We start from the raw sequence: 21,961 nt of genomic DNA, 5'->3' as shown, positions 1-21,961 counted from the left end.
GAATCTTTAAGATTGATTTTAGGTCGAAAAAATATTTTGATTTAAATCAACTTTTAGTAAAAATAAAAAAACAGCCGCGACATCAATCAATCAGGCTGCTGAGAATTTTCTTTTGGTTCTTAAAACAAGGATGGTTTTCTACAAAGGCCGGGACCTCTTTCAGAGGCAACCAGAGATGAGCATCTGTTTCACCCGTCTGATAGCGGACTTGACTCTTATCCCCAGACACAAGCACTTCATAATAGTCGAAATGGCACTGGTCTTTGATAGAGCACACCTGCTCCAAAAGTCTGATGCTGTCAGGAACCAGGCCAGTTTCTTCTTCTAATTCGCGTAGGGCGGCTGTCTGACTATCCTCTCCTGCCAGCACACTGCCTCCCGCTCCGAACTCATAGTAGCCAGGATAGAGACTTTTATTTGCTGACCGCCGCATAAAGAGAATATCGCCATCTTGATGGCGAACCAAGACATTTACACAGAGATGAAACTGTCCTTCAGGAATTTCATCTCCTCGAACCAGGAGATGAGGGAGTTGATTTCGATTTAAGTCATAAGCATTCCAAACTTCTGCCATATTTCCTCCTTGGATGAATTATTAATATTTTAGTGGAGTTTTTAAGTGTAGATTTACCTGGTTTTCTAGCCTGCTTCTTTTTTAGAGTTTATCTAAAAGAAGCAAGCAGAAAATTAATCACGGCATAGAAATGTCTTACTAAAACATTCCCTACTTCAAGTAAAAAATCGGGAGTGCATCCCGAAATTTTCTATCTTATTAAGAATTACCAAAACCAACCGTCTTTATCGTCTTTGATTGCTTCTGCTTCTTTTCGTTTGCGTGGGCCAGTTCCATATATTTCCTCTTCTATGTCTTCTTTATAAGGCATAACCATAGCCAGCAGGATATAGATGAGAATTCCCAAGCCGAAATTGACCACAGTAAAGATAATAAAGAGGAAGCGCACTAGGCTCAGATCAAAATCAAATTTATCAGACAGACCGGACAAGACACCGGAAATCAGTCGATTCTTTTTCAACTTATAGAATTTCATGTTCATGATAGAGACCTCAATGATCATATTTACTTTATTCTACCATATTTCACAGAAAAACAATCGGGCCAAAGGCTGATTATACCTTAGAAAGTTCATTCTTTTAAAAAAAGGGAGTTCTTCAATGAACTCTCTTACTAATTATCAAGCTTTCTCTGACAAACGGAGCTTGCCCATACAGCGTCCGCAACGGTATTTTTGAAGATTGACTCTGCGTCTGCGACGGATAAGTGCTCCGCAGCTCAGGCATTCATAGATGAGAAAGGTTTGTGAGTCGGACAATGCAGGAGCGTAACGTAGACCATCAACTCGCTTGAGCAGTTCTTTAAAATCTCTATCTCCATGGCGGTAACCTCTACCCTGATAATAGAGATGATAGTGAGCCAGCTCATGGCGGACAATTTTTCGAAAGGTCTCCAGCCCAAAAGTTTCATAGATTTTTGGGTTGAAATCCAGATGGCCATCTTTAGGAAAGAAGCGTCCCCCCGTAGTGCGGAGACGCTTGTTCCAATAAGCTTGGTGGCGGAATTCCCAGCCAAAATCTTCAGCTGAAACCCGCTTGACATACTCAGTTAGATTCATTTGGTGCTATCAGAGAGAGGTTAACCTTCTCCCGTTCCACATCCAATTTATCCACCCAGACTGTGACTAAATCACCAACAGATAGGATCTGACTAGGATGCTTGATATAGTCCGTGCTCAGCTTTGAGATATGAATGAGGCCATCTTCATGGATACCGATATCCACAAAGGCTCCGAAATCTACGACGTTACGGACAACACCTTCCAGCTTTTGACCGATGTGCAGGTCCTTGATGTCCAAGACATCCTGCCGCAAAACAGGAGCATCAAAGGAATCCCGTAAATCCCGCCCAGGCTTGAGCAAGTCTCCAATAATGTCTTTGAGGGTTTCTTCTCCCAAGCCTAGCTCTGCAGCCAAACTAGCAATCTGAACAGCCTTTAATTTGGCTTGGACTGCTTCATCCAAACTGCTGATTTCTAAGCGCTTAAAGAGCTCCTCCACTGCCTTATAGGACTCTGGGTGAACGCCTGTATTGTCTAGCAGGTTATCACTTTCGGGAATACGCAGGAAGCCGGCTGCCTGTTCAAAGGCCTTTGCGCCTAGACGCGGCACTTTCTTGATGGCCTCGCGAGACCGAATCAAGCCTTCAGTTTCCCGGTACTTGACAATATTTTCTGAGATAGTTTTATTAAGACCAGCTACATGGGCCAGCAGGGCAGGACTGGCTGTGTTGATATTAACTCCGACTTGGTTGACCACTGTATCAACGACAAAGTCCAGACTTTCAGACAGTTTTTTCTGGCTGACATCATGTTGGTACTGGCCAACTCCGATGGACTTAGGATCAATCTTAACCAGTTCAGCCAAAGGATCCTGCAGACGGCGTGCGATAGAAATAGCTGAGCGCTTTTCAACAGTCAAATCTGGAAACTCATGACGAGCCAGTTCACTAGCAGAGTAGACAGATGCTCCGCTCTCATTGACGATAACATAGCTGACATTCGGATGGGATTTCAAAACTTCTGCTACAAAGGCTTCGCTTTCTCGGCTGGCCGTTCCGTTTCCAATGGCGATGATTTCCACGCCAAACTGCTCAATCAGCTCCGATAACTCTTTCTTAGATGCTTCAATCTGAGCTGGCTTTGCTGGCGCTACTGGATAGATAACATGAGTCGTCAGCATCTTACCTGTCGCATCAACGACAGCTAGTTTGGCTCCTGTCCGAAAGGCTGGGTCAAAGCCCAGTACTACACGACCTTTGAGAGGAGCAATTAGGAGGAGATGGCGGAGGTTATCTGAGAAGAGTTGAATCGCTCCATCCTCAGCAACCTCAGTCAGCTCGGTCCGAATACGGCGCTCCATTGCTGGAATGATTTTCTTTTTAACCGCTTGCTGAACTGCTTCAATAATATAGGCATTTTTCACCTTGAAGCGTACTTCAAAGAAGCGCAGAATTTTCTCAAGATTGTGTTCAAAACCAACCTTGAGAATACCTAGCTTCTCACCACGGTTAAGAGCCAAGGTACGGTAGCCTTGCATGGTCGCTACTTTTTCGGAAAAATCATAATAAATCTGGAAGACCTGCTTTTCATCCAAATCACCGTCTTTGAGACTGGATACGATAGAAGAATTGGTCTGCATCTCATGGTAGGTCCAAGCCCGCAGCTTGGTATCTTCAGAAATTGCTTCAGTCAGAATATCCACTGCTCCAGCTAGAGCAGCTTCTGATGTTGGAAAGGCTTCACTAGTAAGTTTCTCAGCTTCTTCCTGCAAATTAGCCGCATCTTGTAGGATTAAGCGGGCCAAAGGAAAGAGACCTGCTTCACGCGCAATAGTTGCCTTGGTACGGCGCTTCTCCTTGTAAGGCAGATAAAGCTCTTCCACATCTGCCAGCTTTTCAGCAGCTTCAATCTCAGAACGCAACGCATCCGTAAGTTTTCCCTGCTCCTCAATCTTAGCTAAAACCGTTGCTTTACGCTCTGCCAAGGCAGTCATGCTCTTATCTAAGTCAATGATAGCCTTAATCTCAACCTCATCCAGATTTCCTGTCATTTCCTTACGGTAACGAGCAATAAAAGGAATCGTATTTCCCTCAGCGGTCAGATCTAGGACCTGTGATACTTGGCTTTCTTTAAGGCCCAATTTCTGGGCAATTTTTTCAATATTTATATTTTCCATAACAATCCTATTATATCACAAGTGCTTTGAAAGATAGGCAGTTTTAGAACTATTTAGTAATATTTGTACAAAAAAATTTAGGGTAAATCAGTGACAAAGAGTCTCCTATGTTTCAAAATTTCATTTTTTGATAATTGGTAGTATAATAGAATTATTATTTTAGAAATGAGGTGCCTTTATGGCTGTTAAATTTACTAGATCAGATGATTTGGACAAGATGTTCGAGGAGTTTGCGACCTTGCCTAAAATGGAAAAGGTTGAGTTCCCTGAGGAAGACAAGAAAAAATCTAAAAACGAGAAGGATAAGAAAGAATGAGCTTCTTCTATCAGCTGCCGGCCAGTGTCCTGCAAGCTGGCGCCATCTTTCTCTCCATTATCATTGAAGCCCTGCCTTTTGTCTTGATTGGAAGTATCATTTCTGGCTTTATCGAGGTGTATGTCACGCCGGACAAGGTTTATCGTTTCCTACCCAAGAACAAATGGGCTCGGATTTTCTTTGGAAGCTTGGTTGGTTTTGTCTTCCCATCTTGCGAGTGCGGGATTGTTCCCATTATAAATCGGTTTCTGGAAAAGAAAGTTCCCAGTTACACGGCTGTGCCTTTTCTGGTAACGGCTCCAGTCATCAACCCCATCGTGCTCTTTGCGACCTACTCAGCCTTTGGTAATTCCTTCCGAATGGCTCTGCTTCGTGCTTTAGGTTCTATGGTCGTGGCTATTCTTTTAGGGATTTTTCTGGGCTTCTTTGCAGATAGTAATATCCAAAAAGAGAATCGCAAGGCTGTTCATGAGCATGACTTTTCACATCTCAGTAAGGGACAAAAGCTTTTTCAAGTCTTCATTCAAGCTATTGACGAATTTTTCGATACAGGCCGCTATCTGGTCTTTGGTTGTCTCTTCGCCAGCATAGTACAAGTATATGTGCCAACCAGAATCCTGACCTCTATCAGCTCGACACCAGCTGTTGCTATTCTTCTCCTCATGCTGCTGTCCTTCCTGCTCTCACTTTGCAGCGAAGCCGATGCTTTCATCGGGAGCTCATTGATTGCTAGCTTCGGCTTATCGCCAGTCTTAGCTTTCTTGGTCATTGGGCCTATGCTAGATGTCAAGAATCTGCTGATGATGAAAAACTACTTTAAGACACGCTTTATCTGGCAATTTATCAGCCTAGTTACCATCGTCGTCTTTCTTTACTCTTGGCTTGTGGGGGTGGTGCTATGATTCGATTTCTAATCTTAGTCGGCTACTTTGAGATTACCATGTATCTGCAGCTGACGGGCAAGCTTAATCAATATATCAATCTCCACTACTCCTATCTGGCATACTTGTCTATGATTCTGTCTTTTGTCTTGGCAGTTGTGCAGCTTATCATCTGGATGAAGAAGATGGAGGTTCACAGTCATTTAAGTACTCGCTGGGCCAAGTTAGGAAGCGTGCTGCTCCTTGTCATTCCGCTTTTTGTAGGAATTTTCTTTCCAACTGTAACCTTGGATTCGACAACAGTTTCGGCTAAAGGATTTCATTTCCCGCTAGCTGAGGGAACTTCAACTGCTATTCAGCAGGACGAAGGCACAACCAGCCAATACCTGAAGCCGGACACCAGCACCTACTTTACCAAAGGGGCTTACGAAAAAGAAATGCGGGCAGCCGCTAAGAAATATGTCAAGCAAGATACCATTCAGGTCACGACTGAGAACTACATGGAAATCATGGAGGTCATCTATGATTATCCCGACGAGTTTGTGGGCAAGACGCTGGAGTTCACTGGCTTTGTCTACAATGACCCCAGCGACCAGAAGAGTCAATTTCTCTTTCGCTTCGGTATTATCCATTGTATCGCCGACTCAGGTGTCTATGGCCTCTTGACGACTGGAAATACCCAGCATTTCGAGAATAATACCTGGATTCATGCCAAGGGAAAAATTACCATGCATTACCATAAAAGTCTGGGGCAAAGCCTTCCAACTCTAGAAGTTGAAAGCTTTGATAAGGTAGAAAAACCAGAAAATCCTTACGTTTATCGGGTATTTGAATAAAGAAAACGAGGCTGGCACAATCGTGTCTAAGCCTCATTTTTTTTGTATACGATTATTCTTGATAGAGCTGCTGTCTGCTTGATTTTGTCTCCCTTTTCAGAAAGCGAATTTCTAAATACAATCTTTAGAAAAATTGTGATAAAATAGAGACATCATTTAGAAAATAGGTATCAGGATGTCTTCAAAAGTTATTGTAACAATTTTCGGAGCCAGCGGTGACTTGGCCAAAAGAAAACTCTATCCATCCCTCTTCAGGCTCTATAAGTCTGGCAATCTTTCCAAGCATTTTGCAGTTATTGGAACAGCCCGCCGGCCTTGGAGCAAGGAGTATTTTGAGTCTGTCGTTGTCGAAGCAATCGCTGATTTAGCTGACAGTCCAGAGCAAGCCCAAGAGTTTGCTAGTCACTTCTACTATCAAAGTCATGATGTGCAGGATACCGAGCACTACATTGAGCTGCGCAAGCTTCAAAACCGACTCAATGAGCAGTACCAAGCCGAGCACAATAAACTCTTCTTCCTGTCCATGGCTCCGCAATTTTTCGGCACCATTGCCAAACACCTCAAGTCTGAAAACATCGTAGATGGCAAAGGATTTGAACGTCTGATTGTCGAAAAACCTTTCGGAACAGACTTGGCAACTGCCAGCCAACTTAATGAAGAACTCTTGGCTGCCTTTGATGAAGAGCAGATTTTCCGTATTGACCATTATCTAGGTAAGGAAATGATTCAGAGCATCTTCGCTATCCGCTTTGCCAATCTTCTCTTTGAAAACATCTGGAATCGTGACTACATTGACAATGTCCAGATTACCTTTGCAGAAAAGCTTGGTGTCGAAGAACGTGGCGGTTACTATGATCAGTCTGGTGCTCTGCGCGATATGGTACAGAATCATACCTTGCAGCTCCTGTCACTCTTAGCTATGGACAAGCCGAAAAGCTTCAGCAAAGACGACATTCGGGCAGAGAAAGTCAAAGTTTTTGAACGCTTGGTACAGCCCGATAAAGAAGACCTAAAACGCTTCTTTATCCGCGGCCAGTACAAGTCTGGTAAGGTCAAGGGCAAGAAATACATCTCCTACCGGAGTGAACCTAATGTCAATCCTGACTCCATGACCGAGACTTTTGCTTCAGGAGCTTTCTTCGTAAATAGCGATCGTTTCCGTGATGTTCCATTTTTCTTCCGGACTGGTAAACGCCTTACTGAGAAAGGCACTCTTGTTAATATTGTCTTCAAGCAGATGGAGTCTATCTTTGGTGAGGAATTAGCACCAAATGTTCTGACCATTCATATCCAGCCGACTGAGGGCTTCTCACTTAGCATGAATGGTAAAGAGGTCGGCGAGCGCTTCAGCTTAGCTCCTCTCTCTCTGGACTATCGAACAGATGCAACAGCTAGCGGTGCTTCCCCTGATCCTTACGAAAAATTAATCTTTGACGTCCTTAACAATGACTCAACCAACTTCAGCCACTGGGATGAAGTCCGCTCTAGCTGGGAGCTGATTGATCAGATTGAAGAGCTCTGGCATAGCAACGAAGTGCCTCTTCATGAGTATCCTGTCGGATCTATGGGACCAGATGCTTCCTTTGAACTCCTTAGAGAATTTGGAGCTGACTGGCAGTGGTCTCCCAAAAATAAGATTTAAAAAATATTCATAAAAAAGCCAGTACGTGTACTGGCTTTTTTGCTTTATACTAAGCCTTCAAGCAGGCCTTTCATAAAGTTCTCTGAGTTGAACTCACCGATATCATCAATCTTTTCTCCAAAGCCAATCAGCTTGACCGGAATATCCAATTCCTGACGAATAGCTAACACAACCCCGCCTCGAGCTGTTCCATCAATCTTCGTCAGTACAATTCCTGTGACTGGAGTAATTTTAGAAAATTCCTTAGCCTGAACCAGAGCATTCTGACCAGTTGAAGCATCAAGAGCTAGGAAAGTCTCATGCGGTGCTTCTGGATCCACCCGTTTAATAATACGGCCAATTTTCTCCAGCTCAGCCATGAGGTTGTCCTTATTTTGCAGGCGACCAGCCGTGTCAATCATAAGAACATCAACCTGCTCTGCCTGAGCACGCTCCATTCCGTCATATACGACACTGGCAGGATCGCTCTTCTCAGGCCCTGTCACGACTGGAACATCTACGCGCCGACCCCATTCAGCCAGCTGAGCTACTGCTCCAGCTCGGAATGTATCTGCTGCTACCAACATGACTTTCTTGCCTTGTTGTTTGTACTTATAGGCTAGTTTACCGATAGAGGTGGTCTTACCGACTCCGTTGACCCCAACAAAGAGCATGACAGTCAGTCCATTTTGGAAATTGATTTTTTCATTAAAGCGGCCATCTTTCTCATAAATGTCCACCAATTTTTCAATAATCAGTTGGCGCAGAGCAGCTGGTTTTTTAGCATTTTCCAGACGAGCTTCATAGCGTAGTTCCTCAGTCAGACTGGAAGCCACTTGAACCCCTACATCACTAGTGATGAGCAGCTCTTCCAAGTCTTCGAAGAACTCTTCATCTACCGAGCGGAAATTAGCAAAGAAGGCATTAAGCCGTGCTCCAAATCCTGTCCGAGTCTTCTTTAGGCTGCGGTCATATTTTTCCTGAGTGGATTCCTCTTGAGGAAGTTCAGCAGACTCTTCTGTAGCTTCTGCTTCTGATTCTTCAGCAAAATCAGCTGCTTGATCGACCTGTTCTGATTCTGTTAGTGGCCCAGCTTCTGTTTCTAGCTCGAACTCATTATTTGAATCAGTTCCCACCTCGTCATAAGAGACTGCTTCATGCTCAGTATGAGATGATGCTTCATCTGACAGGTCTGTTTGTTCAACAAGTTCTTCTACCGTTTCGTCACTGCTCTCGGAATGGTGCTCTTCTAGAGTTTCTTCAGTCTGAGTTGCTCCTTGAGCCACTTCTTGATTTTCTGCAATAATGTCTCTTTCATGCTCTGGCTCCTTGCTTTCTTCTTGGATAGCTTGAGATGCTAGCTCTTCAACATCAGCCAAACTATCTTTTGTATCCGAAATTTGGTCATCAAGTTGCTGCTCGCCCTGATAAGACTGAACAGCTTCCGCTTCAAGATTTTCTCCTGCTTCTGGAACAGGCGCTGTTTCTTCTTCAAGCTCGCCAATGTTTTCCAATGCTTCCTTGACAACTTCTTCAATCGGTGGTTCTTGTTTTTTTCGGCCGAAAAGGCGGTCAAATAATCCCATCGGCTAATCCTCCTTTAATACATATTCTTCAATAGCCCAAGCCACTGCATCCTCATCATTGTTCATAGGTGTCACCACATTAGCTGCTTCTTTGACGATGGCTACTGCATTCTGCATGGCTACTCCCAGACCAGCCCACTCAATCATAGAAAGATCATTGGCTTCATCACCACAAGCCATGACCTGACTTCTCTCAATGCCTAAATGGGCAATCAGTTTCTCCAAACCATTAGCCTTATGCACATTTTTCGGTGACCACTCCAGCAACATTTCTCTAGATTTGAAAATCTCATAGCGCTCAAATAATTCTGGAGAGATTTGCTCAATAGCAGCATCCAGTGGTTCTTGAGCATAAGCGGTGACACATTTATTGTAAGTCTGCTGGCTGGACAAATCACTAAAATCAATAGACTCAAAAGTTAGAGCAGGATTGAACTGAGCATAAAGCGAGTCTTGGTCTGACTGAATTTGATAGACAAGTCCTTCGCAGATAGCATCAAGGGGAATGTGGAGTTTATCCGTCTCCTCGTAAATCCGGGCTACATCATCATAAGAAAAGACTGTTTTATCAAGGATTTCTCCAGTGTTGCGCTGAACAAGACCACCATTAAAAGTAATAGTGTACTCATCCTCTCGACCGTCTGTTCCCAGCTCATGCAGGAAAAAGTCCATGGCCTTGAGGGGACGACCAGTAGTCAAAACTACCTTAACTCCCTTATCCTGAGCTGCTTTTAGAGCTGCTAAATTGCGGTCAGAAATCTTCTTGTCTGAATTTAAAAGAGTTCCATCCAAGTCCAGAGCAATCAGTTTTATATCTGCCATTATAATCCCTCCATGTAAGTGATAACCGACTGAGCATCATGGTGACCGATGACTTCCTTGGCCACTTCTAAAATCTCAGGGCGAGCATTTTCAGTCGCGATCGGATAGCCAGCCACCTGCATCATGTGCAAATCGTTGAGATTATCACCAAAAACCATAACCTGAGAAAGATCTATGTCAAGCTTCTTGGCCAGCTCAACAATGGCAACCCCCTTATCCACATGGTCCAGAACGATGTCAATAGACTTGTAGCCAGTCGTCATAGCCTTGACTCCGTCGATATTCTCATTGACCCAAGCTTCACCAGCTGCGACTTGGTCCTCAGCAAAATTGGTCGTAAACTTGAAAATTTCATCGTCGATATCAGCCAAGCTAGCCACTTTTTGAATGTTTTCATTATAATGAGCACTGAAGGAAAGATAGGTCGGATCCACAGTCTCCAATACATAGCAGGCGCGTTTGCCCGTCAAAAGCAGCTCGTTGACATTGACATAGGGAGATTCCTGCAGCTTGTCAAAAACCTTGAGGTAAAAGTCCCGAGGCATGGTTGCTTCATAGAGATCCTCGCCATGAAATTCAACTAAGCTGCCGTTTTCAGCAATAAAAATAATCTCATTGCGCACTTCCTCAAACAGCTTTTCCAGCGACAAGAGGCCGCGCCCGCTGGCTACGGCAAAATACATGCCTTTTTCTTTGAAGCGAGCCAAAACTTGCTTGAGACGGTCCATATCAAACTGACCTTTACTGTCTAAAAAGGTGCCATCCATATCCGTTGCTACTAATTTTATACTCATTTTACATACTTTCTAAATCTTTTAACTTGACCGAGACAATCTTGGAAACCCCAGATTCCTGCATGGTAACTCCGTAAATAGAGTCTGCAGCTGACATGGTTCCCTTACGGTGAGTGACCACGATGAACTGGCTGTCCTTGTCAAATCGATTGAGATAATCCCCAAAACGTTTAACATTGGCTTCGTCCAGCGCTGCTTCGACCTCGTCCAAGATGACAAAAGGAATGGTCTTAACGCGGATGATAGAGAAGAGCAGAGCTAAAGCCGACAAGGCCTTCTCGCCACCGCTCATCAGATTAAGCGACTGGATCTTCTTGCCCGGTGGCTGCACGGAGATTTCTACACCTGCGGTCAGCAAGTCTCCCTCCGTCAATATCAGGTCTGCCGAACCACCGCCAAACATCTGACGGAAAGTCACCTTGAAGCTTTCACGAATGGCTTCAAAGGTTGATTTAAAACGTTCCTTGACTTCGTCATTCATCTCTTCAATCGTCTCTAAGAGCAGATTTTTGGCTGATAGGACATCGTCTCGCTGCTCGTTGAGGAAGTTCAAACGGTTGCTGACTTCTTCAAACTGCTCGACTGCTTCCAGATTGACTGGACCTAAAGCTCGAATGGCTTTTTCCAAGTCCTTGACTTGGCTTTCAGCCGCTTGCAGACTTTCTAACGGACGAGCCTGACTGCTGGCTTCATCAAAGCTCATCTGATAGTCATCTGTCAGATTGCTTGCCAGACGGCGCATGACATCCATGAGCTTATCCTTTTCTGCCTCTGCTTTAGCCTGCCGGCGAATCAATTCTTCATTTTGATGGCGGGCTTGCTCCAAACGACTGGCAATATCGTCAGACTGACCTTCTAGATCTTCAAGCTCAAATTTCAGACGAATCAGTCTTTGATCCAGCTCAATCTTTTCTTGCTTGGCGGTCTCTAATTGCACTTCCATAATCGTAATATCCACCTTCTGCAGGCTGGACTGTTCCTTTTGCTCCATCAAAAGCTCCAAGGTTGCCTGCTCTTTTTCAAGATTGGCTTTTTCCTCGGACAGTCGCTCCAAGTCATTCTTTTCAAAGCGTTGGTTGGAGGTCAATTCTGTCCGCTGGAGCTTGAGTTCAGCCAGACGAGAGGAAAGCTTGTCAAAGCGAGCCTGAACTGCATCTTTGTTGGACTTCACCTGCTCTATTTCTGCAGTTATGTCCGTTTTTTCTTGCTCAATCTCGGTCAAGCGAGTCTGCAGTCGGTCTTTCTCTTCTGAAATATCCAGAGCAGATTGACCAGCCAACTCTTGCTCCTGTAGATTTTTCAGACTTGTGAGTTCTTCTACACGCTTGGCTAACTGTTCATAGGCTAGATTAGCCTTTTGCTCAGCTAAGCGAGCCTGCTCACCGTCTGTCTTGATTTGTTCCAATACCTGCTTAGCCTGACTTAGTTGGTTTTGCAGAATTTGCACTGCTTCTTCCTGCTCTTTCAGGCTGACATTTTTCTGCTTAATCTCCTCTAGCAAAGCATCTAGCTCTGGCTTGATAAAGATAGTATTGTTATTGCGGTTGGCACCACCGGCATAGGAACCACCAGTCCGAAGCTCTGTTCCATCCAAAGTCACCATCCGAACCTGATAGCGCACTTGGCGAGCCGCCGCTCGAGCATTTTCTACCGTATCAAAAATAGCAGTCGTTCCCAGCAGATTTTGAAAAATGCTGTCTAACGATGACTCATAGCTGACCAAAGAAGAGGCCAGTCCCAGAAAACCGGCACTCTTTTCAATCGTAGTGCGATGATGGTCAGGCAGCTGACGCGGCTTGATAGTTGTTAAAGGCAGGAAGGTTGCCCGGCCAGTCCGATTTTTCTTCAGAAATTCGATAGCCCGAGTCGCAGCCGCCTCATCTTCCACGATGATATTCTGACTGCTGGCTCCCAACGCAATTTCCAGCGCTGTCTGATAGTAGGGGTCAAAGCTGATTTTTTCACTAACAGCTCCAACAATACCGCCCAGTCGGCCAGCTTCCTGAAGTACACTCTTGACTCCAGCATAGAAATTACTGTGATTTTTGAGAATGGCTTCCAAGCTATTGGAACGTGCCTGCTTGTTTTTGAGGTCGTCCAAAAGCTCAAACATCTTAGTCTGCTGATGTTTATAATCTGCCTCTAGCTTCTCTACTAACTGGATCTGACTCTGGTAATCAGCCAGTAGATTCTTAAGGGCTTGGCGAGCAATTTCCAACTCCTCCAAACCAGCCTGCTCCTGAGTCTGACTAGCCTCCAAATCAGCCTGCAGCTTAGCATAGTCTGCTTTCTTGCTCTCAGCCAATTTAAGCTCGCTAGCCAGCTGGCTCTCCAGAGAAGTCAAGTCATTAGAAAGATTTGCCTCTTCCTGCATGAGCTTGACATACTGCTCACGCAGATGCTCAATCAGCTGGTCTGGATCATCTGAAAAGTCTGCTAATTCTGCTTCCAAAGCAGCGATAGACTGCTCGTTGTCACTCAGTTTGGCAGCTATTTGGCTCAATTCTGCTTGCTTGGCTTCTATGTTGCTTTCTATCTGATCCAGTTTTTCTGACAGAGCGGCCAAACGTTCTTCATTTTCCCGACGGCTCGTCGCTGCCTGGCTGGACTCTAGCTTAGAGAGGTCAATCTGACGCTCCAAATCACTGATTAAGCGGGTCAATTCCAGCAAACTAGCCTGATCATCAGACAGAGTTTGATTGAGCTCATGGCGCTTGGCCTTCAAGGTTTGATTTTCAACTTCCAGCTCATCGCGCTTGCTATAGTAGGCTGCTAGCTCCTGCTGGATATTCGTTAAATCTTCTTCAGCCTGAGTCAGCCTTTCCTTGTTAGCTGTCAGCTGAGCGACCAAAACATCCAAGAAAAGCTCTCGGCGCCGGCCATCCAGACTCAAGAAGCGCTTAGCAGTTTCAGCCTGCTTCTCCAAGGGCTTGACCTGGCTCTCCAGCTCGTAGATAATGTCTTCCAGACGGTCCAGATTATCCTGGGTCTGACTAAGCTTGCTTTCCGTTTCCTTACGGCGTGTCTTATACTTAAGCACTCCAGCCGCTTCTTCAAAAATTGCCCGACGTTCCTCCGGCTTGCTGTTGAAGATTTCCTCGACCTTCCCTTGGGAAATAATGGAGAAGGAATCTCGTCCCAGTCCAGTATCCATGAAGAGATCGTGGACATCGCGCAGACGGACTTTTTTGCCGTCAATCTTATACTCACTGTCACCGCTGCGGTAAATGTGGCGCTCCACCCGAATCTCATTGGCAGCATCCTTGATAAATTGGTCACTGTTGTCCAGAACCACTACCACTGATGCGTAATTTAGTGGCTTGCGGGTTTCTGTTCCCGCAAAAATCACATCGGGCATCTTCCCGCCCCGCAGACTTTTCACACTGGACTCTCCCAAGGCCCAGCGCAGGCTCTCCGTAATATTGGACTTGCCGGAACCATTTGGCCCAACAACCGCTGTCACTCCCTGATCAAAGACAACTTTAGTCTTATCAGCAAATGACTTGAAGCCCTGAATTTCAATTTCCTTTAAAAACATGAAGAACTTTCCTTTTCAAATGCGTTTTTAGCAGCTTCCTGCTCGGCCAGCTTTTTAGAACGCCCCTGGCCTTGACCGGACTTGCGGCCATTGATGAGAACAGCCACCTCGAAATTTTTGGCATGAGCCGGACCTGTTTCAGACACGACCTGATAGGCAATTTCCACATCACCATTAATCTGCAGCAACTCCTGCAGCTTGGTCTTATAGTCCGTCACCCGTTCAAAGTCTCCCGCTTCCACCTTGGGAATCATGACTTGATAGAGAAAGCTTTTGACTGCTTCCACACCCTTATCCAAGAGCAAGGCGCCTAAAAAGGCCTCGAACAAATCTCCTAAAATCGTATCACGATTCCGGCCGCCAGACTTCTCCTCTCCGCGTCCCAGCTTGATAAACTGATCAAACTGACAATCACGGGCAAAGCCCGCCAAGCTCTCCTCCCGAACAATCATGGAACGCAGCTTAGACAGATCGCCCTCTGGTCTCTTAGGATACTTGGTATAAAGATACTCCGAAATAATCAGTTGCAGAACAGCGTCTCCTAAAAATTCCAAGCGTTCATTGTGTGAAATTTTTAAGAGGCGGTGCTCATTGGCATAGCTCGTATGAGTAAAAGCCGTTTCCAACAAGGTCTCATCAGAGAAAACCAAGTCAAACTGCTCCAGCAATGCTTTTTTCAAATTTTCCATTACTATTTTATATCATGCTGACTTGAGTCAGATAAGCAGCATGATACCTTTTCCTTTCCAAAGATATACAGTCTCTATTATAACAAAAAACAGGCGCAAACGCACCTGCTGACAGTGATTTCTATTCCTTATCCGGAATTACTTTAAACAAATAATAGGTGATAAAAACGGTCAGACCCAACAGTCCAATCTTAACCCAAATAATAGGCGCTAGAAAAATGGAAATACCCATCAAGATATAGATGGAAACGATAATCTTTTTCTTACGCTCCTTGGCAATCGTTCCCGTCTCTCGAAAATCCGCCACATAGGTCTGGTACATCTTTGTATGATAAAGCCACTTCTCAAAGCGCTTGGAACTGCGCGAAAAGCAGGCAATGGACAAGAGAAGAAATGGCGTCGTCGGCAGGAGAGGCAGAAAAATCCCCAAAACTCCCAACCCTAAAGATAATAGACCTACCACAAAGTAAATTGGCCGCATACAAGCTCCTTTGCAAAATAAAACCGTTGCTTTTTAAATATTTAATGGATACCGCACTAGAGCAAGAAAACCAAACCTTGCGGTCTAGTGTTTAAATACTCGTCAAAGGCGTCGCGGTATCAGGCGAGGTATCATAGACCTGGAAGTCGTGGCCAACCGCCATATCAGCTTGAGCCAGTTGATTGACCATGGTCATGTGAGCCAATTCCTTGATATTGTTTTCCTTACTGAGATGGCCCAGATAGATCCGCTTGGTGCGATTGCCCAGCGTCCGAATCATGGTCTCTGCTCCATCTTCATTGGACAGGTGGCCCATATCCGACAAAATTCGCTGCTTGAGGCTCCAAGGATAGGCACCGCTGCGAAGAATTTCAATATCATGGTTGCTCTCAATCAGATAACCATCGGCATTTTCGATAATTCCAGCCATCCGGTCACTGACATAGCCCGTATCCGTCAGCATGACAAAGCTTTTGTCATCCTTCATAAAGCGGTAAAATTGTGGACAGGCTGCGTCATGACTAACACCAAAGCTCTCTACATCCAAGTCTCCAAAGGTCTTGGTCTTGCCCAGTTCAAAGATATGCTTTTGACTAGCATCCAGCTTGCCCAAGTCCTTTTCCATAGCCTTCCAAGTGGCCTCATTAGCATAAATATCTAAATTATACTTGCGAGCCAATACACCAACACCATGAATGTGGTCCTTGTGCTCATGAGTCACTAAAATGGCATCCAAATCCTCAGGCTTGCGCCCAATTTCGCCCAGCAAGCTCGTAATTTTCTTGCCTGATAAGCCAGCGTCAACCAGAATCCGCTTTTGGTCTGTTTCCAGATAGAAACAGTTACCGCTTGATCCTGACGCCAGAATACTGTATTGAAATCCTTTAGTCATGTTTACTTTCTATATATCATCTTCATTATCCCAGTCGTCATCGCGGACGCCATCATTCTCATAAGGCAAGACAATGGTAAAGGTCGAGCCCACACCATACTCACTCTTAGCCCAGATAAATCCCTGATGCTGCTTGATAATTTCCTTGGCAATAGCCAGCCCCAGACCCGTTCCGCCTTGGGCACGGCTGCGTGCCTTGTCCACTCGATAAAAGCGGTCAAAAATCTTAGGCAAGTCCTGCTTGGGAATTCCCAGACCTTCATCCGCAATCGAAAGAATCAACTGCTCATCAGTTGTCTTGATGGAAACAGTAATGGTTCCACCATCCGGCGAATACTTGATGGCATTGTTCATGATATTATCAATCACCTGAGTCAGCTTATCTGTATCAATCTCCACCCAAATCGGTGTAATGGGATAATCACGGATAATCTCGTATTTCTTGGTCTCGTCTTGATTCTTTATCTTGTCAAAGCGATTGAGGATAAAAGTTATGAAGGCTGTGAAATTCGTCAGCTCCACTTCCAGATGACTGGTCTCGTTGTCAATACGGGACAGACTGAGCAAGTCCGTCACCATCCGCATCATGCGGTTGGTTTCATTGAGCGATACCTTGACAAAGTCCGGTGCTACTGGCTCAGACAAGGCTCCCTCATCCAAGGCTTCCAGATAGGACTTAACACTGGTCAGCGGAGTCCGCAACTCATGGCTGACGTTGGAGACAAAGAGGCGACGCTCCCGTTCTTCCTTGTCCTGCTCTGTCGTATCATGCAAGACAGCTACCAAACCAGAAATGAAGCCCGACTCCCGCCTTACCAAGGCAAAGCGAACCCGCAAGCTCAAGTACTCACCATTTTCATCCTGAGAATCTATCGTCAGCTCAGGAACATTGGTAATCAAGTCCCGCAAATCATACTCGTCTGAAATCGAAAGCAGATCCAAAATACTCATATTTTGGACCTCATCTCTCTTAACTCCCAACTGCTTGGTTGCCATATCGTTGATAGTGATAATCTGCCCCCGGCGGTTGGTCGCAAGCACTCCATCTGTCATATAGGACAGGATACTGGAAAGGCGTTTAGTTTCTTGCTCAAGGTTTTCATGTGTCAGACGAATGACCTCTGAAAGATCATTGATACTGTTGGTCATATCTGTGATTTCTGGACTCCCTTGCATGTCCAGCACTTCAGAATAGTCACCTGCAATCAAATCTTTAACCTTTTGATTAAGCTGTACAAGCTTTTGGTTATCACGGCGATTTTCCAATAAAAGCAAGGCAACAACTACAATGAAGCCGATAATAATGATTGCAAAGACAAAATCCGCAGAAACCACAAATTGTTTAATTGCTTCAATCATTATTTCTCATATAGTAGCCAACTCCGCGGCGAGTCAAGATATACTCAGGCCGGCTTGGCGTATCTTCAATCTTTTCACGCAGGCGGCGGATAGTCACATCCACTGTACGGACATCGCCAAAATAGTCATAGCCCCATACTGTTTCTAGCAAGTGCTCACGTGTCATCACTTGTCCAATATGTGTCGCCAAATGGTGAAGCAACTCAAACTCACGGTGGGTCAGCTCCAGCTCCTTGCCATGCTTCTTAGCTACAAAAGCATCTGGCAAAATCTGCAGTTCCCCAATGGTCAGCTCGTTCGGACCACTTTCTTCCACTTGGTTTTCCACCACAAGGTCTGCACGACGAAGAAGTGCCTTGACACGCGCCTGCAGCTCACGATTTGAGAAAGGCTTGGTCACATAGTCATCTGCACCGATTTCAAGACCGATAACCTTGTCAAACTCACTGTCCTTAGCAGACAATACAATAATCGGCACATTACTAGTCTTACGAATAGTCCTAGCAACTTCCAGTCCGTCCACTTCTGGCAGCATCAAGTCCAGAATCAAGATGTCTGGCTGTTCTGCCTCAAACATTTCCAAGGCTTCCTTGCCATCAAAGGCAGTCAAAACCTCATAGCCTTCTTTGGCCATATTAAACTTAATAATATCTGAGATTGGCTTCTCATCATCTACAACTAATATTTTCTTCATATGTTCACCTTAACATAAGATTGGGATTGAATCAACTCCATGATAGAAAAGTTGTGACATAGTCAGCTAAGTCGTCCTGCATCAAAACGTGCAAAAGGCAATCTAGTTTGCCTAGCTAGACTCCCAATCCAATTTTATTTATTTATCTAGTCTTATTATACCAAAGTTTTCTTAAAAAACACTAATTCAAGCCATTTTTATTCCACATTTGTAGAAAATGGTGACAATTTAACAGAAAGATATCCCTTCTCTATTCTTGCACTCCAAGAGCTCTTTGGTTCTGCTCAAATTCTAATGGGACGCTATTTTGAAACTGAACAGGTCTTCGCGCTCTACCTTTTAGTAGCAGCCATCTATTTCCTGATTACCTTCGCCATTTCCAACTTCTCGCGCAAGCTATCCCAAGGCTGGGCTCAAGCTGAAGAATAGATAACTCAAATACAAACCTACTATCCAAAAGCTGAGTTTTTCCAACTCAGCTTTTATATTTTCAGCATTTATGATAGAATAATATCAAAGGCTAGACAAGGAGAACCCTATGAAAAAACTGACATGGCTTTTGTTCACTTTCTTCACACTCGTCTTTCTCAGCGCCTGCGGTCAGCACGCTACTTTTCAGGGAAAATGGAAGGCCCAGAAAGCAAACGGCGAAAACATCGACATTGTTTTCAATGACAAAACAGGCAAACTAGGTAATAAAGAATTTCACTATAAGATAGATGATTCAGGCTATCAAGACAATACTAAATATTACAGTATCACCGTCAGCGAGACCTATCACTACACCATCCTTTTCCCAGACGATGATATGAAAATAGCTACCCTTATAGAACCTGAAGACCCATCGAGCGATCCTCTTTATGGTGAAATGCTCTACGCCATGAACCGAGATGCCTATCCTGATTTTGACGATTATGTGGATAAATACCTGTATCAAGATTAAGAACCCTGCTGAGTATATCAGCAGGATTTTTCAAATTAAAAATAGTTTAACCCGAGCCAATTGCTCGGGTTTAATTGTTATCTAATGAATTCTACTTTTCAACGCGTGATTTGCTGGCAATGTCTGCTAGGATTTGCTCTACAAATTCGTCTACTGGTATTGTATGTGTTTCTTTTTGACCGTAGCGGCGGACATTAACAGTACCGTCTTCTACTTCCTTGTCACCAACGATGAGTTGATAAGGAATCTTGCTAGTTTGTGAGGCACGAATCTTGTACTGCATCTTTTCATTGCGCTCGTCCACATCTGCACGAACACCCTTGTCACGCAGCTTCTTAGCCACTTGCCAAGCGTAGTCAATATGTGCTTCATTGGAAACCGGAATCAAGGTCACTTGATGCGGAGCCAACCAGGTCGGGAAGGCACCCTTGTAATTTTCAATCAAGATGGCTGTGAAGCGCTCCATGGTTGAGATAACTCCACGGTGAATCATAACTGGGCGATGCTCTTCACCGTCAGCTCCGACATACTTGAGGTCAAAACGCTCTGGCAAGAGGAAGTCCAGCTGGATAGTTGACAGAGTTTCCTCATTTCCTAGGGCAGTTTTAACCTGGATATCAAGTTTAGGACCGTAGAAGGCTGCTTCTCCTTCTGCTTCAAAGTAGTCCACACCCATTTCGTCCAAGGCTGCTCGCAGCATGGTTTGGGCATTTCCCCACATCTCATCGTTATCAAAATACTTATGCGTATCCTGAGGGTCACGAAGAGACAGACGGAAACGATATTCTGTCAAGTTGAAGTCAGCGTAAACGTCGATAATCAACTGCAGCGCACGCTGGAATTCTTCTTGAATCTGTTCTGGCGTTACAAACAAGTGGCCATCGTTCAAGGACATTTCACGAACCCGCTGCAAACCAGTCAGGGCACCAGATTTCTCATAACGATGCATCATGCCAATCTCAGCGATACGGATTGGCAACTCACGGTAAGAGTGAACATGGTGTTTGTAGACCTGGATGTGGTGAGGGCAGTTCATGGGACGAAGAACAAACTCTTCTCCATCGCCCATATCCATGGTCGGGAACATATCCTCTTGGTAGTGCTCCCAGTGGCCAGAAGTCTTATATAGCTCCACAGAAGCCAAAGGTGGAGTGTAGACGTGTTGGTAGCCTGAAGCCAACTCTTTGTCAACGATGTAGCGCTCCAACTCACGACGGACAGTGGCACCGTTTGGCAGCCAGAATGGCAAACCTTGACCCACTTCTTGAGAAATCATGAAGAGATCTAGTTCTTTCCCTAACTTACGGTGGTCGCGTTCTTTAGCTTCTTCCCGCATTTGCAGATATTTCTTCAGGTCTTTCTTGTCAAACCAAGCAGTACCATAGACCCGCTGCATCATAGCATTGTCGCTGTTCCCGCGCCAATATGCTCCTGCCACGTTCAAGAGGTGGAAGATTTGAATCCGACCTGTAGATGGAACGTGAGGCCCACGGCAGAGATCCACATATTCACCCTGACGGTAGATGGTCAAACCGCCCTCATCTTCTGAGTGCTCTTCAATCAATTCCAACTTGTATGGATCGTTTTTGAAAATTTCACGCGCCTCATCCTTGGTCACTTCTTCACGGATGGATGGGAAGTTTTCTTTGACGATTTTCTTCATTTCTTCTTCGATACGAGGCAGATCTTCATTTGAAATTTGCCCTGCTTCATTATCTGTATCGTAGTAGAAACCATCCTGAATGGCAGGACCAACACCCAAGTGAATATCTGGGAAAAGGCGGCGAGCTGCTTGCGCAAACAGATGGGCTGCAGAGTGACGCAAGATGTCTAAAGCATCTTCATGGTCAGGTGTCACGATTTCAATGGCACCATCTTCAGTGATGGCACGAGTCGTATCAATCAATTTGCCGTTAAATTTACCAGCCAAAGCTTTTTTAGCTAGGGAATTGCTGATAGATTGAGCAATTTCAAAAGTTGTAACGCCAGATTCGAATTCACGCACAGCGCCATCTGGGAAAGTAATCTTAATCATGTGTTTTCTCCTTTAATATCTATTCTATTTATATTGGACAATTTAAAGATTCGAGCAATCTCTTCCGCAGTCTGCTTTTCTGATTGACGACCATCTGTCATGAGACTAGAATAACCTAATTTCATCGCTTCCTTACGAACCATTTGAGCAAAAAGAATGTCTCGCTGCATCCAGTTTTCAAAAGCTTGCTCAGGATTGGTTGTTCCCTCTAAGACATAAGGAACCCATTCTCTCTGTCTATAATGCTTTTTCTGAAAATCAGCTGTCGGAGTCAAGCATAGATAAGAGGGCACTGGGCATTCAAGCTCCTTTACCAAGTGAGGCAAAAGTCCTGCCCCCTCCACCAAGAGAGGTCTATCTTGATTTTTTATCAAGTAAGATTTTACATAAGGAAAAATCTCTTCGTAAAAGCGCCATTCTTCATCTGCCATCTCTTCTGGATTTCTCATCCAGATTTGTTCCGGATTTCTGTCCTGTCTAAGAAGGCAAATCGGCTGTGAGTCTGCACTTGCTTGACTCATCATCTCGTCTACCAAATCATCCAGTTTGATATGAAGCAGCTGATACTGTCTAGCAAGAAGTGAAGCAATTGTTGACTTCCCACTACAAGGCGATCCGCCAATCATATAAAGCACCATTCTCCCTCCTTCTGACAAAAGAAAAACGACATCCTCAAAAGGACGTCGCAACGTGGTTCCACCTTCATTTATGTAAGTCAAAAGAC

General features: G+C 44.8%; 20 protein-coding genes and 1 pseudogene. 6 read left to right on the top strand and 15 right to left on the bottom strand.

Annotated features, from left to right (window positions below; all coding sequences use genetic code 11):
• Nucleotides 1-82: 82 nt before the first annotated feature.
• From ELZ47_RS04055 to ELZ47_RS04040, 4 genes are all read right to left on the bottom strand, one after another.
• Complete coding sequence (locus tag ELZ47_RS04055) at nt 83-574, bottom strand: NUDIX hydrolase (protein WP_125331423.1); 492 nt, start codon at nt 572-574, stop codon at nt 83-85.
• Nucleotides 575-779: 205 nt separating this feature from the next.
• The gene (locus ELZ47_RS04050) at nt 780-1,055 is read right to left on the bottom strand and encodes a PspC domain-containing protein (RefSeq protein WP_331852794.1); all 276 of its coding nucleotides are present in this window, start codon (nt 1,053-1,055) and stop codon (nt 780-782) included.
• 138 nt (nt 1,056-1,193) lie between these two features.
• Nucleotides 1,194-1,631, bottom strand: coding sequence for a SprT family protein (locus tag ELZ47_RS04045; protein ID WP_126435323.1), 438 nt, complete (start codon nt 1,629-1,631; stop codon nt 1,194-1,196).
• Nucleotides 1,618-3,750, bottom strand: coding sequence for a Tex family protein (locus ELZ47_RS04040; protein WP_126435322.1), 2,133 nt, complete (start codon nt 3,748-3,750; stop codon nt 1,618-1,620). Before ELZ47_RS04040 ends, ELZ47_RS04045 begins: the two co-directional genes overlap by 14 nt.
• A 178-nt stretch (nt 3,751-3,928) precedes the next feature.
• On the opposite strand from ELZ47_RS04040, the gene ELZ47_RS04035 reads away from it, so the two are divergent.
• The 4 genes from ELZ47_RS04035 (at nt 3,929) to zwf (ending at nt 7,425) form a co-directional block, all read left to right on the top strand.
• Nucleotides 3,929-4,066, top strand: a complete 138-nt coding sequence (locus tag ELZ47_RS04035) for an SPJ_0845 family protein (protein ID WP_002897213.1) — start codon at nt 3,929-3,931, stop codon at nt 4,064-4,066.
• Nucleotides 4,063-4,968, top strand: coding sequence for a permease (locus tag ELZ47_RS04030; RefSeq protein WP_126435321.1), 906 nt, complete (start codon nt 4,063-4,065; stop codon nt 4,966-4,968). Before ELZ47_RS04035 ends, ELZ47_RS04030 begins: the two co-directional genes overlap by 4 nt.
• Nucleotides 4,965-5,783 carry a TIGR03943 family putative permease subunit gene (locus tag ELZ47_RS04025; RefSeq protein ID WP_126435320.1) on the top strand — a complete coding sequence of 273 codons (819 nt, stop codon included), beginning with the start codon at nt 4,965-4,967 and terminating at the stop codon, nt 5,781-5,783. The genes ELZ47_RS04030 and ELZ47_RS04025 overlap by 4 nt, the downstream gene beginning before the upstream one ends.
• 175 nt (nt 5,784-5,958) lie before the next feature.
• Nucleotides 5,959-7,425 (top strand): glucose-6-phosphate dehydrogenase, encoded by a 1,467-nt coding sequence (gene zwf, locus ELZ47_RS04020; RefSeq protein WP_126435319.1) that lies wholly within the window; start codon nt 5,959-5,961, stop codon nt 7,423-7,425.
• 44 nt (nt 7,426-7,469) lie between these two features.
• On the opposite strand, the gene ftsY is transcribed toward zwf, so the two are convergent.
• The 9 genes from ftsY to yycF form a co-directional block, all read right to left on the bottom strand.
• Entirely contained in the window at nt 7,470-8,990 is a 1,521-nt protein-coding gene (gene ftsY, locus ELZ47_RS04015) for a signal recognition particle-docking protein FtsY (RefSeq protein WP_126435318.1), read from the bottom strand.
• Between the two features lie 3 nt (nt 8,991-8,993).
• Entirely contained in the window at nt 8,994-9,812 is an 819-nt protein-coding gene (locus tag ELZ47_RS04010; protein WP_125331417.1) for a Cof-type HAD-IIB family hydrolase, read from the bottom strand.
• Nucleotides 9,812-10,606 (bottom strand): Cof-type HAD-IIB family hydrolase, encoded by a 795-nt coding sequence (locus ELZ47_RS04005; RefSeq protein WP_125331416.1) that lies wholly within the window; start codon nt 10,604-10,606, stop codon nt 9,812-9,814. The genes ELZ47_RS04010 and ELZ47_RS04005 overlap by 1 nt, the downstream gene beginning before the upstream one ends.
• Before the next feature lies 1 nt (nt 10,607).
• Entirely contained in the window at nt 10,608-14,144 is a 3,537-nt protein-coding gene (gene smc / locus ELZ47_RS04000; RefSeq protein WP_126435317.1) for a chromosome segregation protein SMC, read from the bottom strand.
• A complete protein-coding gene (rnc, locus tag ELZ47_RS03995) occupies nt 14,135-14,833 on the bottom strand; it encodes a ribonuclease III (RefSeq protein ID WP_002903151.1) in 699 nt (232 codons plus the stop codon). Before rnc ends, smc begins: the two co-directional genes overlap by 10 nt.
• Before the next feature lie 121 nt (nt 14,834-14,954).
• Nucleotides 14,955-15,314, bottom strand: a complete 360-nt coding sequence (locus tag ELZ47_RS03990; protein ID WP_004186130.1) for a YbaN family protein — start codon at nt 15,312-15,314, stop codon at nt 14,955-14,957.
• A 91-nt stretch (nt 15,315-15,405) separates the two neighbouring features.
• Nucleotides 15,406-16,206 carry an MBL fold metallo-hydrolase gene (locus ELZ47_RS03985; RefSeq protein WP_125331414.1) on the bottom strand — a complete coding sequence of 267 codons (801 nt, stop codon included), beginning with the start codon at nt 16,204-16,206 and terminating at the stop codon, nt 15,406-15,408.
• A 9-nt stretch (nt 16,207-16,215) separates the two neighbouring features.
• A complete protein-coding gene (gene vicK, locus ELZ47_RS03980; protein ID WP_125331413.1) occupies nt 16,216-17,565 on the bottom strand; it encodes a cell wall metabolism sensor histidine kinase VicK in 1,350 nt (449 codons plus the stop codon).
• The gene (gene yycF, locus ELZ47_RS03975; protein ID WP_002894937.1) at nt 17,558-18,259 is read right to left on the bottom strand and encodes a response regulator YycF; all 702 of its coding nucleotides are present in this window, start codon (nt 18,257-18,259) and stop codon (nt 17,558-17,560) included. Before yycF ends, vicK begins: the two co-directional genes overlap by 8 nt.
• A 246-nt stretch (nt 18,260-18,505) precedes the next feature.
• Between yycF and ELZ47_RS03970 the strand changes: the two are divergent.
• Both ELZ47_RS03970 and ELZ47_RS03965 read left to right on the top strand, forming a co-directional pair.
• Nucleotides 18,506-18,688 (top strand): annotated as a pseudogene (locus ELZ47_RS03970) (amino acid ABC transporter permease); the annotation flags it as partial.
• 109 nt (nt 18,689-18,797) lie between these two features.
• Complete coding sequence (locus ELZ47_RS03965; protein WP_125331412.1) at nt 18,798-19,202, top strand: hypothetical protein; 405 nt, start codon at nt 18,798-18,800, stop codon at nt 19,200-19,202.
• 91 nt (nt 19,203-19,293) lie between these two features.
• Here ELZ47_RS03965 and thrS read toward each other — a convergent pair whose 3' ends face one another.
• A complete protein-coding gene (gene thrS / locus ELZ47_RS03960; protein WP_126435316.1) occupies nt 19,294-21,237 on the bottom strand; it encodes a threonine--tRNA ligase in 1,944 nt (647 codons plus the stop codon).
• Entirely contained in the window at nt 21,234-21,926 is a 693-nt protein-coding gene (locus ELZ47_RS03955) for an AAA family ATPase (RefSeq protein ID WP_185758705.1), read from the bottom strand. The genes thrS and ELZ47_RS03955 overlap by 4 nt, the downstream gene beginning before the upstream one ends.
• Nucleotides 21,927-21,961: the final 35 nt, after the last annotated feature.

The organism is Streptococcus sanguinis (assembly GCF_900635155.1).
In the GTDB taxonomy this organism is placed as follows: domain Bacteria; phylum Bacillota; class Bacilli; order Lactobacillales; family Streptococcaceae; genus Streptococcus; species Streptococcus sanguinis_G.
Note: the sequence above shows the minus strand (reverse complement) of the source record. Positions and strands in the feature narration are given on the sequence as shown.

What these genes read in the sequence shown, in the direction of transcription:
- ELZ47_RS03990 (WP_004186130.1), bottom strand. Translation starts at nt 15,314, where the DNA reads ATGCGGCCAATTTACTTTGTGGTAGGTCTATTATCTTTAGGGTTGGGA.
- ELZ47_RS04005 (WP_125331416.1), bottom strand. Translation starts at nt 10,606, where the DNA reads ATGAGTATAAAATTAGTAGCAACGGATATGGATGGCACCTTTTTAGAC.
- ELZ47_RS04045 (WP_126435323.1), bottom strand. Translation starts at nt 1,631, where the DNA reads ATGAATCTAACTGAGTATGTCAAGCGGGTTTCAGCTGAAGATTTTGGC.
- ELZ47_RS04040 (WP_126435322.1), bottom strand. Translation starts at nt 3,750, where the DNA reads ATGGAAAATATAAATATTGAAAAAATTGCCCAGAAATTGGGCCTTAAA.
- ELZ47_RS04050 (WP_331852794.1), bottom strand. Translation starts at nt 1,055, where the DNA reads ATGAACATGAAATTCTATAAGTTGAAAAAGAATCGACTGATTTCCGGT.
- ELZ47_RS03985 (WP_125331414.1), bottom strand. Translation starts at nt 16,206, where the DNA reads ATGACTAAAGGATTTCAATACAGTATTCTGGCGTCAGGATCAAGCGGT.
- ELZ47_RS04025 (WP_126435320.1), top strand. Translation starts at nt 4,965, where the DNA reads ATGATTCGATTTCTAATCTTAGTCGGCTACTTTGAGATTACCATGTAT.
- ELZ47_RS03965 (WP_125331412.1), top strand. Translation starts at nt 18,798, where the DNA reads ATGAAAAAACTGACATGGCTTTTGTTCACTTTCTTCACACTCGTCTTT.
- ELZ47_RS04010 (WP_125331417.1), bottom strand. Translation starts at nt 9,812, where the DNA reads ATGGCAGATATAAAACTGATTGCTCTGGACTTGGATGGAACTCTTTTA.
- ftsY (WP_126435318.1), bottom strand. Translation starts at nt 8,990, where the DNA reads ATGGGATTATTTGACCGCCTTTTCGGCCGAAAAAAACAAGAACCACCG.
- ELZ47_RS04055 (WP_125331423.1), bottom strand. Translation starts at nt 574, where the DNA reads ATGGCAGAAGTTTGGAATGCTTATGACTTAAATCGAAATCAACTCCCT.
- zwf (WP_126435319.1), top strand. Translation starts at nt 5,959, where the DNA reads ATGTCTTCAAAAGTTATTGTAACAATTTTCGGAGCCAGCGGTGACTTG.
- thrS (WP_126435316.1), bottom strand. Translation starts at nt 21,237, where the DNA reads ATGATTAAGATTACTTTCCCAGATGGCGCTGTGCGTGAATTCGAATCT.
- rnc (WP_002903151.1), bottom strand. Translation starts at nt 14,833, where the DNA reads ATGGAAAATTTGAAAAAAGCATTGCTGGAGCAGTTTGACTTGGTTTTC.
- ELZ47_RS04030 (WP_126435321.1), top strand. Translation starts at nt 4,063, where the DNA reads ATGAGCTTCTTCTATCAGCTGCCGGCCAGTGTCCTGCAAGCTGGCGCC.
- yycF (WP_002894937.1), bottom strand. Translation starts at nt 18,259, where the DNA reads ATGAAGAAAATATTAGTTGTAGATGATGAGAAGCCAATCTCAGATATT.
- smc (WP_126435317.1), bottom strand. Translation starts at nt 14,144, where the DNA reads ATGTTTTTAAAGGAAATTGAAATTCAGGGCTTCAAGTCATTTGCTGAT.
- ELZ47_RS04035 (WP_002897213.1), top strand. Translation starts at nt 3,929, where the DNA reads ATGGCTGTTAAATTTACTAGATCAGATGATTTGGACAAGATGTTCGAG.
- vicK (WP_125331413.1), bottom strand. Translation starts at nt 17,565, where the DNA reads ATGATTGAAGCAATTAAACAATTTGTGGTTTCTGCGGATTTTGTCTTT.